Annotated in this window: 14 protein-coding genes; 6 read left to right on the forward strand and 8 right to left on the reverse strand. The window is 53.8% G+C overall.

Annotated elements, in window-relative coordinates:
• The first annotated feature begins 67 nt into the window (after positions 1-67).
• Positions 68-2,494: a glucose/quinate/shikimate family membrane-bound PQQ-dependent dehydrogenase gene (locus tag ACIGCM_RS05985; RefSeq protein ID WP_397501137.1), complete on the forward strand. Its 2,427-nt coding sequence runs from the start codon at positions 68-70 to the stop codon at positions 2,492-2,494.
• Between the two features lie 177 nt (positions 2,495-2,671).
• Here ACIGCM_RS05985 and ACIGCM_RS05990 read toward each other — a convergent pair whose 3' ends face one another.
• On the reverse strand, positions 2,672-3,559 hold the full coding sequence (locus tag ACIGCM_RS05990) for a helix-turn-helix transcriptional regulator (protein ID WP_397501960.1): 888 nt from the start codon (positions 3,557-3,559) through the stop codon (positions 2,672-2,674).
• A gap of 216 nt (positions 3,560-3,775) precedes the next feature.
• Here ACIGCM_RS05990 and ACIGCM_RS05995 point away from each other — a divergent pair, with 216 nt between their 5' ends.
• The 3 genes from ACIGCM_RS05995 to ACIGCM_RS06005 are packed head-to-tail and all read left to right on the forward strand — an operon-like array spanning position 3,776 to position 6,274.
• Positions 3,776-4,471, forward strand: a complete 696-nt coding sequence (locus tag ACIGCM_RS05995; RefSeq protein ID WP_397501961.1) for a fumarylacetoacetate hydrolase family protein — start codon at positions 3,776-3,778, stop codon at positions 4,469-4,471.
• 47 nt (positions 4,472-4,518) lie between these two features.
• Positions 4,519-5,283, forward strand: coding sequence for an SDR family oxidoreductase (locus ACIGCM_RS06000; RefSeq protein WP_397501138.1), 765 nt, complete (start codon positions 4,519-4,521; stop codon positions 5,281-5,283).
• 34 nt (positions 5,284-5,317) lie between these two features.
• A complete protein-coding gene (locus tag ACIGCM_RS06005; RefSeq protein WP_397501139.1) occupies positions 5,318-6,274 on the forward strand; it encodes a 2-hydroxyacid dehydrogenase in 957 nt (318 codons plus the stop codon).
• 198 nt (positions 6,275-6,472) lie between these two features.
• Here the strand turns inward: ACIGCM_RS06005 and ACIGCM_RS06010 are convergent, their stop codons facing one another.
• Genes ACIGCM_RS06010 through ACIGCM_RS06025 form a run of 4 tightly spaced genes read right to left on the reverse strand, consistent with a single transcriptional unit; the run spans position 6,473 to position 10,502 of the window.
• Positions 6,473-7,414, reverse strand: a complete 942-nt coding sequence (locus ACIGCM_RS06010) for a 2-hydroxyacid dehydrogenase (RefSeq protein ID WP_397501140.1) — start codon at positions 7,412-7,414, stop codon at positions 6,473-6,475.
• 50 nt (positions 7,415-7,464) lie between these two features.
• Positions 7,465-8,976 (reverse strand): tripartite tricarboxylate transporter permease, encoded by a 1,512-nt coding sequence (locus ACIGCM_RS06015; RefSeq protein WP_397501141.1) that lies wholly within the window; start codon positions 8,974-8,976, stop codon positions 7,465-7,467.
• A 12-nt stretch (positions 8,977-8,988) separates the two neighbouring features.
• Positions 8,989-9,483, reverse strand: a complete 495-nt coding sequence (locus tag ACIGCM_RS06020; protein WP_397501142.1) for a tripartite tricarboxylate transporter TctB family protein — start codon at positions 9,481-9,483, stop codon at positions 8,989-8,991.
• Between the two features lie 50 nt (positions 9,484-9,533).
• The gene (locus ACIGCM_RS06025) at positions 9,534-10,502 is read right to left on the reverse strand and encodes a tripartite tricarboxylate transporter substrate binding protein (RefSeq protein WP_397501143.1); all 969 of its coding nucleotides are present in this window, start codon (positions 10,500-10,502) and stop codon (positions 9,534-9,536) included.
• Positions 10,503-11,324: 822 nt separating this feature from the next.
• On the opposite strand from ACIGCM_RS06025, the gene ACIGCM_RS06030 reads away from it, so the two are divergent.
• The gene (locus ACIGCM_RS06030) at positions 11,325-11,588 is read left to right on the forward strand and encodes a DUF2790 domain-containing protein (RefSeq protein WP_397501144.1); all 264 of its coding nucleotides are present in this window, start codon (positions 11,325-11,327) and stop codon (positions 11,586-11,588) included.
• Between the two features lie 590 nt (positions 11,589-12,178).
• Here the strand turns inward: ACIGCM_RS06030 and ACIGCM_RS06035 are convergent.
• Together ACIGCM_RS06035 and ACIGCM_RS06040 are read right to left on the reverse strand one after the other, a co-directional pair.
• Positions 12,179-12,922 (reverse strand): substrate-binding periplasmic protein, encoded by a 744-nt coding sequence (locus ACIGCM_RS06035; RefSeq protein WP_397501145.1) that lies wholly within the window; start codon positions 12,920-12,922, stop codon positions 12,179-12,181.
• Between the two features lie 253 nt (positions 12,923-13,175).
• Entirely contained in the window at positions 13,176-13,778 is a 603-nt protein-coding gene (locus ACIGCM_RS06040) for an HD family hydrolase (protein WP_397501146.1), read from the reverse strand.
• 274 nt (positions 13,779-14,052) lie between these two features.
• On the opposite strand from ACIGCM_RS06040, the gene ACIGCM_RS06045 reads away from it, so the two are divergent.
• Complete coding sequence (locus tag ACIGCM_RS06045; RefSeq protein ID WP_397501962.1) at positions 14,053-14,958, forward strand: LysR family transcriptional regulator; 906 nt, start codon at positions 14,053-14,055, stop codon at positions 14,956-14,958.
• Between the two features lie 6 nt (positions 14,959-14,964).
• Here ACIGCM_RS06045 and ACIGCM_RS06050 read toward each other — a convergent pair whose 3' ends face one another.
• Positions 14,965-16,104, reverse strand: coding sequence for a porin (locus ACIGCM_RS06050; protein WP_397501147.1), 1,140 nt, complete (start codon positions 16,102-16,104; stop codon positions 14,965-14,967).
• Positions 16,105-16,233 lie beyond the last annotated feature (129 nt).

Genomic DNA, 16,233 nt, shown 5'->3' on the forward strand with positions numbered 1-16,233 from the left:
GCGGGTGATGACTTCGTGACTTAACCTATTTGTAACTATTTAGTACATAAGTCAAGGAGTGAGCTCAATGAGCCAAAGACAGGCATCCATTCCGGCAGTCATGAACTGCTGGTTTTATTTAATTGGCTTGGTGTTGCTGGCGAGCGGGGCTTTTTTTACGTTCACCGGCGGCAAGCTTATTGCTCTGGGCGGTAGCTGGTATTTCCTGTGCGCTGGGGTCTTGATGTTGATCTCGGGCCTGTTGTTTTTTATGCGCCGAACGGCTGGCGCGTGGCTCTATGTGCTGGTGTTTATCGGCACGCTGATTTGGGCCTTGATGGATGCCGGGCTGGAATTCTGGCCGCTGGTTTCAAGGCTGATGTTCAACGGCGTGCTGTTGTTTGCGGTGGTGGTGTCCATTCCGATGCTGCGCAGGCTGCAAGGTCGATCTGAGCTGCGTGGGCCTGCTTACGGTTTATCTGTGGTTATCCTTGGCTGCTTGGCAGCAACTGTCGCCATGATGTTTCAGCCGCATATGCCCTACGAGGCATCTGCTCAACTGCCGCTTCAGGCAGTCAAGCCAGAGCAAGAGCAAAAGAACTGGGACAACTACGGTAATACCCCCGGCGGCAGCCGGTTTGTGGCGCTGGATCAGATCACTCGCGATAACGTCAAAGACCTGAAAGTTGCCTGGACTTACCACACGGGCGATATTCCACAAAGCGATGGCAATGGCGCAGAAGACCAGCAGACGCCACTGCAAGTTGACGACAAAGTCTTCCTCTGCACGCCGCATAACAATGTGATTGCGGTGAATGCCGACACCGGCAAAGAGCTTTGGAAGAATGAAATCAATGCCAAGTCATCGGTGTGGATGCGTTGCCGTGGCCTCGCCTATTTCGATGCCAGCAAGCCTTTGGTGCAACCCGATGCAAGCAATGCATCACCAGTGCCTGCCGCCCAAGTCGCCAGCGGCGGCGCATGCATGCGCCGAATACTGATGAACACCATTGATGCTCGACTGATTGCACTGGATGCCGATACCGGCGAGTTTTGTCCTGACTTTGGCAATAATGGGCAAGTCAATTTGCTTGCAGGTTTGGGTGACGCCAAGGACCCTAGCTATGTACTGACATCAGCGCCGACCATGGCTGGGACCACAGTGGTAGTAGGTGGACGCGTGGCTGATAACGTCAGCACCGATATGCCCGGCGGAGTGATTCGTGGCTTTGATGTCATCACCGGTGCGATGCGTTGGGCTTTTGATCCGGGTGCAGAAAACCCGAATAAAACCCTCGGTCCTGATGAGTCCTATGCGCGCAGCAGCCCTAATTCGTGGGCGGCTATGTCATACGATCCGCAGTCAAATACGGTGTTTATGCCGATGGGCAGCCCATCCGTTGACTTATGGGGCGCTAATCGCACAGAACTTGACCACAAATATGCCACCTCAGTTTTAGCGGTGGACGCCACCACAGGCAAAGAAAAATGGACCTACAAAACCGTTCACAACGACCTGTGGGATTTCGATTTGCCGATGCAGCCGACGCTGATCGACTTCACCGGCAAAGACGGTAAATCCATCCCTGCGCTGGTTATCGGCACTAAGGCTGGGCAGATTTATGTGCTTGATCGCGCAACGGGTAAGCCACTGACTGAGGTTAAAGAGGTTCCGGTCAAGCGCGGCAATATCCCTAATGAGCAATATTCCGCTACCCAGCCACGCTCGGTTGGCATGCCGCAAATTGGCGCTCAAACCCTGACCGAATCTGACATGTGGGGCGCAACACCGTTTGACCAAGTCATGTGCCGGATTGCCTTTAAATCCATGCGCTATGACGGCTTGTATACGGTGCCTGGCACCGACCTGTCGTTGAGTTTCCCCGGCTCTTTGGGCGGCATGAACTGGGGCAGTATTTCCACTGATCCAGTTAACGGTTACATCTTCGTCAATGACATGCGCCTAGGCTTGTGGATTCAGATGGTCAAGGCTGACCCACAAAGCACAGCAGTGAATACGGGTGGGGAAAGCGTCAACACCGGCATGGGCGTTGTGCCCATGAAAGGCACGCCTTATGCGGTGAACAAAAACCGCTTTATGTCAGTGCTGGGTGTTCCATGCCAGAAGCCGCCGTTCGGCACGCTCACCGCCATTGATATGAAAACCCAGAAAATCGTTTGGCAGGCCCCGGTTGGCACTGTTGAAGATACTGGGCCAATGGGTATTCGCATGCACTTGCCAATCCCGGTGGGATTGCCAACCTTAGGCGGCACCCTGACCACTCAAGGTGGCTTGGTATTTATCGCCGGCACTCAGGATTACTACCTGCGTGCGTTTGACAGTTCAACCGGTAAAGAGGTGTGGAAAGCGCGTTTGCCGGTCGGTAGCCAAGGCGGTCCGATCAGCTACAAGTCGCCGAAAACCGGTAAGCAATATGTGGTTATCTCAGCAGGTGGTGCGCGTCAGTCGCCAGATCGTGGTGACTACGTGATTGCCTATTCGTTGGATGACTAAGGCCTAAGTGGGTGTGAAAAACCGCTCAATTAAATGAGCGGTTTTTTTCTGCCTGGCGTAGTGGCACTGATTCTGGCTCGTATACATGCGCGCAAATAGGCGGTGAAGGAGACTCTTCAGCTTGAGAAAGCAGTCTCACAGACCATCGAAAGCGAAAGACGCTTAAGGATTGAAGCTTTACTCGGCCGCGCCCAGGGCGGTTAACTGGTCGCGTCTGAATTGTCCGGGGGGTTGGCCGTGCACCTGTTTGAACCGTCTGGAAAAGTAGGCCTCATCGGCGAAGCCGCATAGCCGTGCGACTTCACCCACTGGCATCGAACCATTGAGCAGTTGGGTTCTGGCCATTTGCATTCGTCGTTCAAGCACGTACTCGCTGAAGGACTTGCCTATCTCCTTGCGCAACCAGTGAGTCAGGTAGGTCGGCGAGAGGAATGTCGCAGCGGCAGCCTGCTTTAGATTCAGGTCTGGGTCGGCAAGGTGCTTGCGTACATATTCAGACATTCTCGCCAAGGCATCGCGCCGACTGGCTTGCGCTGCATTATTTTCGGCAAGCTGGGTCAGCGGCGCTGCGTATAAATTGCAGACAGTGCCGATTAACTGCAACAACAAGCCTTTAAGCACTTCGCGGCTGCCGAATTGACGCTCGTAATCATGCGCCATCATTTGTTCAAGCAGGTTGCACACGTTTTCGAAGTCGCTGTCTTCGAGAATAAAGTCGAGGTGCTCCTGAAAGCGAAAGGGCGAAAGCTCCGGGGCTGACTGGATCGAAACATCCTCCAACTCAAGCGGGTCGCAATCGAGGTGCGGCAGCAAAAAGTCTTGGGCGAAATTGATCACCCTGAAGTTGCCATCGGTCGGATGGGTAATCATGTGCATGCGGTGCGGCAAGACAAAGGCCAGCGCGTTGCGCGGGAAAGGGCGCTGCACATTACCAATATGCTGGACCGTATCTCCGCCCAGGTTAATCTGGATCTGGAAATACTCATGGCGATGCACGCCCGATTCGCCGTTACTGGCAAGCTGGTCGCGAATATAAAAATCAGCTCGCGGGCTGCGCTGCTGCATGCCGTACGTAGGCACGCGGGAGGAAGACATGAGTGACTACTCCATCATGGCGCTAGCCAGGCAACGCTCTAGCACAAAGAAATCTCTCTTGGCGGCTGCTGGATTTGCAGCGTAGGTGCAATGCCCCCGTTTCCTCCAAGAAAAAACTTTTATCGTCCAACTTTAGGCGTTTAGCCCGGCGTAGGCTGAGTGTTCTTCAGCGGACATTGAACGACGATAACAATGAACAACTACGTTTTTGCACCGATGCCCATTTCAACGCTTCCCGTTGCTGGATGCAATGAACTCTTTCCTGTCAGCCGAGTTTTTTGTCTGGGTCGCAATTATCCCTGGGGCGACGCTCAGGATTTAGTTCGCCAAGCGCCGGTGTTTTTTATGAAGCCTGCAAGCTCGGTGATTGAAGCCCGTTCTGAACTCAGTTATCCGCCCATGACTGACGAATTCTGCCACGAGGTTGAGCTGGTCATCGCTATCGGTAAAGGCGGCCGCGATATCAGCCAAGAGCAGGCCCTTGAATACGTTTGGGGCTATGCGTTGGGGCTGGACATGACCCGACGAGATTTGCAGAAAGCCGCTAAAGCCAACGGCATGCCGTGGGATGGGGCGAAGGCGTTTGATGAGTCCGCACCCATGACTGCAATTTTGCCCGTTAGCCAGTGCGGTCATCCGAATACAGGCGCAATTTGGCTCAGTGTGAATGGCGTCGAACGCCAGCGCTCAAGCTTGGAGGCGCAGATATGGTCAGTCAGCGAGGTGATCAGCAGGCTTTCCCAGTCCCTAACGTTACGTCCCGGTGATTTGATCATGACCGGGACTCCACCGGGTGTTGCCGCGTTGCAACCGGGCGATGTAATCAATGCCGGAATCGATGGTGTCGGTCAGCTGGAACTGCGCATAGGCGCACGTCCTTAATTGTTAGAGCAATCACGTTCTGCAGCAAAGCAAACAGGAGAAAAATAATGTCGAATAATCCTTCTCAGAAAATCGCCTTGGTCACCGGTGCAGGCAGTGGTATCGGCCGCGCCGTGGCATTGGCTCTGCTCGCTGATGGTTTCAAAGTGGTAGCGGCAGGACGCCGCGCTGAGCCGTTGCAAGAACTGGTAGAAACGGCACGTGAACAGGGCTTTGAAGCCCTTGCTGTGCCCACCGATGTGCGTGATCCAGCGAGCGTCGATGCCTTATTTGCCACCGTTGAGGAGGTCTATGGTCGCCTCGATGTGATTTTCAATAACGCCGGCATTAATGCCCCGGCGGTGCCCATGGATGAGTTGTCGGTCGAGCAGTGGCTGAATGTGGTTAACACCAATGTCACCGGGGTATTTCTGTGCTGCCGTGGGGCGTTCTCGCTGATGCGTCGTCAACAGCCACAGGGTGGCCGGATCATCAACAATGGCTCGATCTCGGCCCATACTCCGCGCCCGTTTACCGCACCTTATACGTCCAGTAAACATGCAGTACTGGGGCTGACTAAAAGCCTGGCGCTGGATGGCCGCGAGTTCAACATCGCCTGCAGCCAGATTGACATTGGCAACGCCTTGACCGAGCTGTCGGTTCGCATGACTAAAGGCGTGCGGCAGGCCAATGGTGAGACCGCCGTTGAACCCATGGTTGATGTTAAGCATATCGCCGAAGCGGTGCAGTACATGGCCAGCCTGCCGCTGAGTGCCAACGTACTCAACATGACGGTGATGGCGACCAATATGCCATTTGTGGGCCGTGGTTAAACGATAGCGCCATTATCAATCTTAAGAGGTCAACATGAAGCCAGAAATTCTCCAACTCAGCCCGATCTTGATCCCGCAAATTCGTCATCAGCTCGAAGAGTTGTTCACCGTGCATCACTATTACAAGCAGGCTGACAAAGCGGCGTATTTGCGTGAGGTGGGTAGCAACATTAGAGGCGTTATTACGGGCGGCCACACGGGCATCACCCAAGAGGTGATGGCGCAATTGCCTAAGTTAGAGATCATTACCGTCAATGGTGTTGGCACTGATGCGGTGGATCTTGCCTATGCCCGTGATCGCAATATTAAGGTCTCGGCCACCCTTGGCGCCTTGACTGAAGATGTCGCCGACTTGGCCATTGGCCTGTTGATTGCTGCATGCCGAGGCCTCTGCACCAGCGACCGTTATGTTCGGTCTGGTGAGTGGCCAAACAGCCCTGCGCCATTGGCACCTTTGCCGCTGGCGCGCCAAGTTAGCGGTATGCGCATTGGTATTGTTGGCCTTGGCCGAGTAGGCCGAGCTGTGGCGACGCGCGCGGCAGCATTTGGTTGCCCGATCAGCTACACCGACCTGCAGCCAATCAGTGATGTGCCCTACACCTTTGTTGAGGATTTAGTCGCGCTGGCGCAAGACAGTGATGCGCTGATTCTGGCAGCGGCTGCCGATAAAGCTGAGGGCATCATCAACGCCAAGGTGCTAGAGGCACTCGGCAACGAAGGTTATTTAGTCAACGTGGCGCGCGGCAAATTGGTTAATGAGAGCGATCTTGTCGCTGCGCTACAGGCTGGCAATATTGCTGGAGCTGCGCTCGACGTCTTTGTCGACGAACCCAATGTGCCGTCAGCCTTGTTTGAACTTGAAAGCACCGTGCTGCAACCCCATCGCGCCAGCGCAACGGTACAGACGCGCACGCGCATGGGGGAAATGGTGATCGCCAGCTTGGTTGATAGCTTCGCCGGAAAAATCCCAAAGGGCTGCGTTAGCCATTGAGTTGAAGGCAAATTTAGGGTGGTTGATGTTCTTTTCATCCACCCTTTGATGGAACAGGGCATTTGCATTGCCTCGCGAAGCTATTGCCTGTTGCGCCACGGTGGACAAGCTTCGCGTCGCCTCCTACGAGTAGAATACAAAACGCCCGATGCAATGCACCGGGCGTTTGGGTGAAGATCTATTTCAGGCCAGAAAGTCTTACGCTGGGGCAGGCGTTTTGACTTGGCCTTCTGAGAAGTAGGCTTGCAGATTTTCTAGAAGCAGGTCTTCCATGGCTTGGCGGGTTTCCACTGTACCGCTGGCAACATGGGGTGTCAGCACCACATTCGACAATTTAATGAGCGCTTCAGGTACCTTGGGTTCTTCTGCGAAAACATCGAGCCCTGCGCCGGCCAAACGACCGTTTTCGAGCGCGCTGATCAACGCCGCCTCGTCTACTACTGTGCCCCGTGCAACGTTGATCAAGTAGCCTTTCGGGCCTAGAGCTTCGATGATTTCCTGATCAATCAGCGCCTGCGTTTCACTGCCGCCTGAGACGCACACAACCAGAAAGTCTGCCCATTCGGCCAACGCCTTGAGTGATGGTTGGTGCTGGTAAGGCACGTCACTCACTGGGCGGCGATTGTTGTATGCCACTTGCATATTAAAGCCGCTGGCGCGCTTGGCGACCTCGCGACCAATCTGGCCCAAGCCGACAATCCCCAAGCGCTTGCCGCTAACCCGGGTAGTGAGTGGGTAACGCGCCTGCAGCCATTGCCCCTGACGCAAATACTGATCTGACTGGCTCACCTGGCGCGCAACATCGAGCAGCAGCGCGAAGGCTAAATCGGCGACGCAGTCCGACAAGGTTCCGAAGCTTCCCGCGACCTGAATGTCGCGACTTTTGGCCAGATTCAGGTCGATCTTATCAAGGCCCACACCACGGCAAGAGATAACCCGCAGAGCGGGTAAGACTTCGATCAAGCTGCTTGGCACACCTGTTGGCGCTGCAGTCGCAATGCCTGCTATGTCGGCGCCATGTTCAGCCAGCAGTGCCTCGGTATTCTTGCTCTGCCACCAAGGGATGACTTGGTAATGCTCCGCCAGCGCTGCATCGAGCTCAGGCGAAAGGGCACACATCTGCAGGATTTTAGGCTTCATAACGACAGTCCTTATGGCCCGCGAATTGTCGCGGGCTTAATGGGGATCAATCAGCTTCCGGTGACCGGCTGCTGAAGGGTTTTTAGCGGAGTAGGTTTACGCAAGGCCCGATAGGTTGTGACCAGCACCACGATGACAGTGGCGACAAGGATGACACCCGAGATCGGCTCGGTAATAAACGGCATAAAGTCACCACGGCTGCTCATCAGGCCGCGGCGCAGATTGACCTCAATAATGGGGCCAAGGATAAAACCGAGCAGCAATGGCGTGGTTGGGATCGAGGCCTTTTTCATCAACCAACCGAGTACGCCGAAGGCCAGCATGCAGCCAACATCGAATAGGCGGTTGTTGATGCCATACGCACCAATCACGCAGATCATCATGATCAGCGGCAGCAGAATGTGCTTGGGTACGGAGAGGATGCGCACGAAGCCGCGCATAAAGGTGAACAAGCCCAGCACCATGACAATATTGGCAATTACCAGCGCAGTGAAGATCCCGTAGACCAATAGCCCCTGAGTCTCGAACAGCATAGGTCCCGGGGTAATGCCGTGGATCATAAAGCCTGCCAACAGAATGGCTGCCGTGTTATCGCCAGGAATACCCAGCGTCATCAGAGGCACCAAAGCACCGCCAGTAGACGCATTGTTTGAGGACTCGCTGGCCACCAAGCCGTCCGTTACGCCGGTGCCGAACTTCTCCGGGTACTTGGAGTATTTCTTCGCGGCACCATAGGCCAGAATATTCGACACCGAGCCGCCCAGCCCCGGCAAAATGCCGATGACGGTGCCAATCACCGATGAGCGCAGCCAGTTACCGAAATGGCCCAGGCCCGCACTCAGCGAGAATCCCATGTCCTTTAGGCTGTATTTGGCAACTTTAGGTGTGCTGGCGCATTCGCGTGATTCGGCTTCTTCCAGCACTTGCGACACGGCAAATAGGCCGATCAATGCAGGTAGCAGGGCGATGCCGCCGTCGAGTTCTGCCCAGTCAAATGTGAAGCGTGGGAATGCGGTAATGGGTGCCATGCCGACAAAGGCAATGACCAGCCCAATTGCCGCCGCGCCCAGACCCCGTGCGAGCGAACCGCCGCTTAGCCCTGCAACCAGGGTTAATGAAAAGAGCGCAATGGCGAAGTATTCATAGGGGCCAAATTGCAGTGCGACTTCAGCCAGCCGTGGGGCGATGAAAAACAATACGCCAAGGCTGAACATGCCGCCTAGAAACGACGCCAGAATGGATACTGACAAGGCTTTTCCCGCCTCGCCGCGAGCGGCCATGGGATGACCGTCAAATGTTGTGGCAATCGAAGAGGGCGTGCCGGGGATTTTCAACAGCACTGCTGAAATCAGACCGCCTGAGGTCCCGCCGATATACAGGCCCATCAGCAGTGATAGACCGTCTACCGGAGACATGACGAAGGTCACGGGTAAAAATAAGGCAACACCCATGGTGACAGTCAAACCGGGAATCGCGCCAATGATAATGCCGAGTAAGGTGCCGCCGGTAATCAGCAGCAATGTCTGCAGATTAAGAACCGAAAGAATGCCATCTATAAGCATGTGAATCGCTCCTCAGCCCAGAACTCCCGAAGGCAGGCTGATCTCGAAGAGTTGGACGAACAGGTAGTAAAACGCCGCTGCCGAGCAGACCGCGAGTACCGCGAACATCATGTAGTTACGCTTCGCGTCCTTGGTGAGCACCAGTATTTGCAGGAAGCCATAAAGCATGGAAGCAAACAGGTAACCGAGCGGCTCGAGCAGAGCCAAATAGCCGGCCATCAGCAAAATGCTCACGCCCACGGCGGGAACACCTGCGAAAACTCGCGAATTCTCTTCGGCGACATCGGCCTTTTTCGGCTCAGAGCGCTTCGCCCAGCCATTACACATCAGCACTAGGCTGATCACCAGCAACAGGCTCGCAGTCAGGCGTGGCACAAACGCTGAGCCGACACCCACTGCGCCGAAATCTTTAATGCCGGTGCAGGCCCAAAACAGAACCCCTGACAAGCACAGCAACAATGTGCCCGTAATCAGGTCTGGGCTTGGCAGTCTTATGGATACAGACATGGAATACCCCCGTGAGCGACGCGCCCCGGTTCAGGGGCGCATGGCTGCTATCACTTATTGGTAAACAGTTGTTGGAACTGTTTGAAGTACTCGTTCTGTTTGGCCGCGTAAGCACTGGCTTGCTCAGGGCCCATGTAGGTAGGCGTCAGGAAGAACTTTTTGGCTTCAGCCTGATATTCAGGGTTATCCACAACGCGCTTAACGGCCGCCGAGAATTTCTCAACGATTGGTTGTGGTGTGCCCTTAGGCATGGCGAAGAAGAAAAACTTGTTGAACTCCAGTGGGTAGCCAACTTCAGCAGTGGTCGGTACATCTGGAATCAGCGGATTGCGCTCAGGCGAAAGTAAACCAAGATTTACGAAGTCGCCCGATGTCATGTAATCCTTGACCAGCCCATATTGGACATTGATCAAGTTGATCTTGTGGCCACGCAGGGCCACGATTTTCGCCGCATTGCCGCCGACATCGACCAGATTCATCTCAACATCAAGCTGCTTTTGCAGGGCAACACCAACCAAGTGTGGGTAGCCGCCAGTGAGCATGCCGAAGTCAACTTTCCCCGGATTGGCTTTGGCGTATTCAACCAACTCTTTCATGGTCTTGAACGGCGCATCCTTGTGGGTGGCCAGAACAGTGGTGTTGTCTGTCAGGGCAATAGCCACCATCTGCAATGAGTCGATGCCGATATCCACAAGCCCGGCGAGTTTCGGCACCATGGCTTCGCCGTGAAAGAACATCGCGGTGTAGCCATCGGGCTTGGCTGACAACACCCGGCGCATACCAATGGTGCCGCCACCGCCATCAATGTTGACTGAAACCAGTGACTGACCGAGTTCCTTTTCGAGGAAACGGTTAAACAATCTTGCGTTGGTGTCGGTATCTCCACCTGGGGCGACCGGCACCACAACTTGAATAGGTTTCTTCGGATAATTATCGTCGGCGTGGCCGAGCAACGGGGCGAAGGCGAGGCTGAGTGCAGCTAATGTGCCGAAAATTCGGCGCACGGATGAAGATGCCATTGGTGATTCTCCATATATTATTTTTCGACTGGAATATCGTTTCTGGTCTGTTTGTTTGCATGCCAGGGGCGGCAATTTTGACGCGAGCTTATGTGCCGGTTCGATAACCATTAACAGCGCGGATTCAGAGAAAACTGAGAACAACTACAAGGAGAGGGCGTACAGCCAATTCGAGAAAGGCGGAACGGCATAAAGCGAAGAGGCTTAAGCATCTTTGTCACCTGTTTCGGTGTGTTTTTGTTGTTGTGCGTCATCGTATGACTGTCTCGATTATGCATCCATCCGATAGCTTGTCAATAGTTATGCTGCATCGTTTTTACTACGATGCACCCCTCTAAAATGCCTTTAACGCGGATTAATTATCAGTCAATGAACGTTGTTTCTGCCTCTGCATTTTTCCTATGTCATACGATGACTTAAGTTTTTTGAGTTGGTATGACTGAAAGCAGTACTGCAGGACGCTGGCAGTGATGGCGGGGCTGGGGGCCTGAAATTCCTATGTTCAATTACTGAAAATCCTGGGGTATTACCAGCAAACAAAGACTGATTGACCAGCAATTGGCACGGCTAAAAGCCTCGTCTCCATCAGCCGTGTACGTGCCTTGCGCTTGTGAGCATCGGAGCGTGTTGATGATCGATCAATCGACCCTATTTCAGGCCGCCCGGCCTGAATTCACCTGATGCATCGGAGCAGGCTGACAATGCCCGGTGATCTTATACCCTTGATGAGCAGCCACATCCTAACTCCCTCAGGAGACGTAAAAGGCATTATCAAAGCGCATAGGGACGAGCGATTTTTCCATTGATCCAGAGGAGTTAAAGATGGACCTGAAGCCAGTTACGACTGTATGTCTTTTCACCAGTTTGAGTCTGTTCACGTTATCGGCGATGGCTCAATCTGAGTTGCCTGAGTCAGTCTATATGTATTCCGACCATCTCGATGTTGCGAAAGTGTTGTCTTTGACGGAGGAGCCATCCGAGACTTGCGTCGTCGTTCAAGCGAAGATGACCTACCTAGATTCGCAAGACCAAAAGCAGGTGCTCGATTACGAGAAACTCGCAAAAGTCTGCGAGGAGAGCGATTAAGCCATCGACTACTGAATCGGTTAAAAGCCTCTCATCAACAGTGCTTGTGTCTTGCAAGGTATCGTCCCGTTATCTGCAGTAGCGCGATCGATCCATGCTGCGATGCGAGTATCCGGTTGACGTACTGAGGCATTGGTTGGGCTCTCGTATCGGTAAAATCAAACGCACATTTTTACAGAGGTTAAAGACGCTGAGGGTTGCCAGTTGCAGTCATTAAAGAGGGGCGGTTTCGGCTCGTGCAACTTGCACGGCTGCAACCCGTAAACCATGCACAATGCAAGCTGTAAGTTGATGAAAATTTACATAACTATCTGATTAAAAAGGGTATTTATGTTTTGCAAATTAATGGCATAGGCTTTGCTGAGTCGTATACGTGCGCGGCCATAAAGTTAAGTCGGACCTGTTAAGTACTTCGCTTGAGTTGTGTTAACTCACAATTTAAGCACCTTGTTAGTGAGCACTTTTCCGACTTCTTTATGCGCCGTAGTACACCAATCTCGTGTCAGCTAACCCATCGCTTTTTTCCGGTCCGCTCAGTTCGTGATGAATTGGCGACAAATCAAGCTTTAGATTCGATAGCGACAGGGCATCTAGCGGTAGTAATCGTATCGGCGTTGAATGCGATCTATCGCTCCCGTGTTACGTAAGTGCTCCAGAGCTCGGGCCCAAGCGGCAACAAGATCGTCGTCACAATCGAGGCTGAATGCGATATAGAGTGACGCACGGTAAAGCTCAACCGGGACCTTACGCAGCCTGCCGGCGGCAATATTCAAATGGCGGCTGTAATAGGCCACACCCGCATCAGTATCGCCAATGATGATATCGGTTCGACCAGCAAGCAGCATGCGGTAGAGCTGCAGAGTCGTCGATGCGCTTCTATCTAGATTATTGAACCCCCGCGACTTCAGCACTTGCGGTACAAGGCCTGCATGACGTGTGGTGATCTGTGGGGCACGCATTAGTTGCGCGAGTGAATTCACCGGCTGCGCAGTATTACTCAACTGGTAGGCGTGGATGGACTCTTGCGCGATCGGCCCGACCCACTTATACAGTGGGTCGCGTTCTTCCGTGCGGAACATGGAGTACATGATCGTCTTAGGCCGGTGCCTTAATTCGTAAGTGGCCCGCATGCTGGGCAGCACCACCATCTTAAAGTCATCCCCTGTGACCGCCATTATGGCTTGAACGATCTCCGTGGCTATGCCGGCGAGCTGATTGTCCTCTTGGTAGTTATACGGTGCCCATTCTTCGGTAACGATCTGATACTCCTCTGCCCTGACAAGCGTGCTTAGCATCAGGCAGAACAGGACTGCTGTGAGTTTCGAAGGTTTCAAATGTCTGGCCTGAAGAGGTGCGCAGCTTTGAGCGGGGAGGCTTAACGCAAGCATAAAACAAGCATAGCGTTGATATCTGGCTAGCGCTTCAAGCTGTCATGCAAGGTTCAGAACTACTCGGATGGTTGGCCTCTGGCGCAAGGCGATTCGACCTGAGCCGCGCGCAGACTCAGGTGTTGCCTCAAGCCAACTAGAAGGGCGGGTAACAGTCGAGGACCGCAGTTCGAATTGCTTAATGCGTTTGCAGCCGTAATTAGTTGCTTTTTGCCTTGGCAAAAAATGCATTCACGCGCTTGCTTGCAACTTCCCACAGCGTTGGTGAGCCACGGGCGATTACAGGGCCATAGCGTTCCATAATCTGCTGTTGGGTTACGCCATTCTCGGCCCACGTGCCGCCGTTCGACAGGGTATTGATCAGCAAAGGTTGCAAGCGGTCCAGCGTTTTAGCAAAGATCGCTTCGGGGGTCTGTGCGGCCTCGAATTCGTGCCAGAGTTCGAGCATTTCGCGCCCCTGAGGTTCGGGTAAAAGCCCGAAAATACGCGCCGCAGCTTCCTGCTCAGCCTGTGCAATCACTGCATGTTGTTCACTGGCAGAATGTAAGGGGTGATCGCCTGCATCGATCTCGACAATGTCATGGACGAGCAGAAGTTTAACCACGTGGAGTGTATCGACTTGATCCTTGGCGTGGGCCGAGAGCGTGAGAGCAAACATGCTCAGGTGCCAGGAGTGCTCCGCCGAGTTTTCCTTGCGATTTTGATTGATCAGGGGCGATTGGCGCATCACCGATTTGAGCTTATCCAGCTCCACGAGAAAGGCCAGTTGTTGGGCGATGTGATCAGTCGGTAAATCTGCCATGGGTGGAGGCTCCTTCTGCTCTGATGACTGCCTTGGTTTCAAGCGTTAACCGCTGGGCAGTTTGGCCCGGGATCAGGTCTGATTTCCATCACTGGGCAGTCTCTCACGTTTGCGCTTTCGTCTTGTTTTGAACGCTAAGTTTCTCTCTGAAACGGCTGAGCATGCTGTGCTTAAGCCAGCATGCTACTGGGTGAAAACAGTACTTACAGCCGTTTGCTTTTGCCCTGCGCCTATGGTTAATTCCTGCGCTGACATAGGTGGGGGTATGAACGAGATGAAGCTTCATCAACTCAGGGCGCTGGTGGCGATTCACCAGTCTGGAAGTATTCAGGAAGCGTCCAAGGTCATGCATATCACCCAACCAGCCCTCAGCCGCTCGATCAAAGAGTTGGAGCGAGAGCTGGGTTTTAGTCTGTTGCAGCGTTCCTACAAAGGGATGTCGCTGACCGAAGAAGGCAAGCGGGTGATTCGTCATGCTAACTTGGTCGTCGAAAGTATCCGGCGTTTGCAGGTGGATGCTGCCCACATCCAAGACGCCACGGTTGGCCAGGTTTCAATTGGGGTGACCTCCTTAACGGCGATGCTTGAAGGATTAGATGAAGCCATTTTGGCCATCCGCCGTAAATTCCCGCGTTTGACGATCAGTATCACTGACTTGCGGCCTAACCAGATCCTGCAACGGCTGCGCGACGGCACGCTGGATTTCGCCATTACCTCTCAGCAACCCCTAAGCCGTTTGAACCTGGACTGGGAAGCCTTAGGCAGTATCAAGGGATTGGTGGTTTGCCATAAAAGTAATCTGCACAAGTTCTCTCGCTCCTTGCGCTCATTGCAATACGCTAACTGGATTAGCCTGGATGAGTTGGACGAGCCCGCTTCTCAGTTTCATCAATTGTTTGAAGTTAACGATGTGCGCCGCCCGCAGAGCGCGATTGAGTGCACATCAATTATGCTGGCGCTGAACCTGATCAAGAACACTGACTCGCTAATGACCATCAGCGAGTTGGCGATTCGGGATTTCAACCGTTATCCACAGGGCGAGGAGTTAGCCCATGTGGAAATTCAAGAGTTAATTCCCGACTACCCGATCAACCTGGTGTGCATTGATCGGCATAGCCTAACCGCCCCTGCTGAAGAGTTGTTTCTTGAGTTGAAAGCCAGGCTATTCGCCACAGCTTAAGATGCCTCAGAAGTGGTAATACACGCCCAGCATCAGGTTTTGCGGATCATCGCCGGGTTGATCGACAGGGGTTCCCGCATAGCTAAGGGACGATTTGCTCTGGTTGCTGATCATGCCCACACGCCCATAAACCGCCCAGTTCGGATTAAAGAAGTGGTCATAACCGAGCATTACACCAGTGGCGTCTTTGCTACCAAACTCGACCTCGCGTTGGACCACCAGCAAGCGCGCTATATCGGCTTTCCCCACGGGCATCATCAGGCCTAAGGTGTAGGCGGTTACGCTCGGTGAGCCGCTTTCGTTGACGTCTTGCCGCTGCCAAGTGAAGCTGGAGGACAGCGGGCCGAAATCATAGAAGGCCGACAGGCTTTTGTAATCATTGCGGGTTTGTGTAGTGCGCCCAGCGTCCTCCCAGGGGTCGCTGTAATACTGGTTGTAAGAGGCCAGCAGGATGGTGCGGCTGTTTTTGTATTGCAGCCTCGCCCCGCGACCACGAACAGTTTTGCCTGAACTGGCCACATCACCGAAGCCAAAGGTTAACGCGGTGCCTAGGGTGAAGCCGTTGTAGCTTGGTGTGGTGTAGGCCATGGTGTACTTGGGGCGAAGATCCAGGTAATAAGCGCCTTTGCCCGCTGCTGGAGTGGTCAAATAGGTATAAGGCGAGCCATAGACGGCCAAGAAGGGGTCGGCGTATGTCGGGGTTCCCATGCTGTAGGTTTTACCGACTTCTAACTTACCGTATTGCTTGGAGCGCAAGGTGGCTACGGCCAAGCGCAATGCGCCAACATCTTTCCAGGTGCCATCGAGCGCTTCACCGTTGAGGTTGAAGCCTTCTTCAAGGTCGAACTCCAGCACTGTGTCGGGCGCTATAGCCTTGCGCGCATAGACGCCGAGCTTGTTGGTCCACGCACCACCGCCCTCGACTTTATAGCCGGAGTGGTGCTCGGAATCATGGTAACTGGCGAAGGCATCCAAGCTGCCATAGACCTTAAGCATGTCGTCGTATCCGGTGTCTATCGCATAGTAACCGAAGCCTGATGCGATCCTGCCAATTGCCGGGAAGCCATCCGCATGGGCAGATGTCGCCAGCCCTCCAGCTTGTAGCAGTAAAACCAGTGACGTTGTACCGACATAACCTCTGATCATTTTATTGTCCTTTTGCGAGGGAGTTAGGTTCCCCCCTAGAGTCGGTGAACCTTTCGCGCAGGACGTAATTGTTTATTTGCTCATGCTATGCCCAATGGTTAATTGATTCGTAGGCACTGCCAGTGGGGG

It is taken from the genome of Pseudomonas sp. NPDC078700 (assembly GCF_044542375.1).
GTDB lineage: Bacteria > Pseudomonadota > Gammaproteobacteria > Pseudomonadales > Pseudomonadaceae > Aquipseudomonas.